2 protein-coding genes are annotated in these 1301 nt (G+C 71.1%); both read right to left on the bottom strand.

The features are described from left to right. On the bottom strand, positions 1 to 557 hold a 557-nt coding region (locus A5714_RS22620; RefSeq protein WP_369829466.1), incomplete at its 3' end, for a S8 family serine peptidase. Continuing rightward, positions 535 to 1301, bottom strand: a 767-nt coding sequence (eccD, locus tag A5714_RS22615; protein ID WP_068289086.1) for a type VII secretion integral membrane protein EccD, incomplete at its 5' end; no start/stop codon positions are given. The genes eccD and A5714_RS22620, both read right to left, overlap by 23 nt.

Raw genomic sequence — 1301 nt, 5'->3', positions numbered from 1 at the left:
ACCGTCTGCGGCGGCGGCGCTTTCGGCGGCGGCTCGGTGGTCGGGATGGTGACCGGCCGGCGCGGCGGTGGGGCCGCGGGCGGTGCACCAGCGCCGCCAGCGGGGGCGGCGCCGATCATCGACGCGACGATGGTGCCGTGCGCGTCGCAGTCCGACAGGCCGTCGCCACCCATGATGTAGTCGCCACCCGGAATCAGGTGCGGGAACCGTGGGTGCGGGCTCACACCGGTGTCGATGACGGCGACCTTCACCCCGGCGCCGCGGCCAAACTGCCACGCCTCCTGCAGGTTCAACATGTCCATGTACTTGGGCTGTACGTGGAAGTCCGAGCCCGGCAACACGCCGACCTCGGTGCAGTAGGCGGTCTGCTTCATCGGGGCCGGTGGCCCCGGCGGGCCGTCGGGCGGCACCGCCCCGGCATCAATGGTCGGCGGCGAGACGGCGTACGCGGGCGGCATGCCGCCCAAGGCGCCGGACGCAAGTAAGACGGCGGCAAGGGCCGCGCCGGACGCGCGACCCCGCCACCTCTTGTCGTTAGCGGTAACGGATGGCTGCATAGACGTTCATCAACCACAATGCCAGCGGGAAGATCGGCATGAGGCAGAGGTATTCGATCCATTCCACGAACTTGCGGAACAGCGGGCTGTAGATCGAGTTCGGCACCACGGCCGCGGACGTGAGGCCCGCCGCGGGCAGCAGCACCAGGATCGCCGCGCTGATCGAAACCGCGAGGCCGGATTGCAGCACCAGCGCGTACCGCAACACCACCGCGGCGACGATCAGGACAGCGGTTCCGGCCAGGGTGATGGCCTGCCAGCGGTCGACGTAGGAGCGGCCGCGCAGCATCAGGAAGCCGGCGCTGAAACCGGCCAGCAACACGGGCAGCCAGCGCTGGCCGGTGTGCGGGTCCGACAGCGCGGTCAGCGAGACGATCATCAGCACGCCCAGCCCGGTCAGCAGCCCGGTCAGGAACGAGCGGGCACGCTCGGCCTGGGTCAGCACGTCGCGAACCGAGGCGGGCCCCTCCAGGACCGGCGGGCCACCGTCGGAACGCACCACCGTGGTGGGCAGGTCCGGACGCGCCTCGAACACCCAGCGGCTGGTGGCCGACGGGAACACGGGCAGCCGGATCCCGGCCAGACGGCGGGCGATCGAGGGGGCGCTCTGGTACACCAGCACGCTGACCAGCACAACCGTGGTCAGCAGCGTCACGGCGCTGGTCATGGCGACCATCCGGGCCAGGGCGGCGATCGCGGTCACCAGGCTCACGGTGACGATCGCGGTGTAGATGCCCAGCCGGC

It is taken from the genome of Mycobacterium sp. E2462 (assembly GCF_001672685.1).
Classification (GTDB): domain Bacteria; phylum Actinomycetota; class Actinomycetes; order Mycobacteriales; family Mycobacteriaceae; genus Mycobacterium.
The sequence above is the reverse complement of the archived record's forward strand: the minus strand, read 5'-3'. Positions and strand labels throughout refer to the sequence as shown.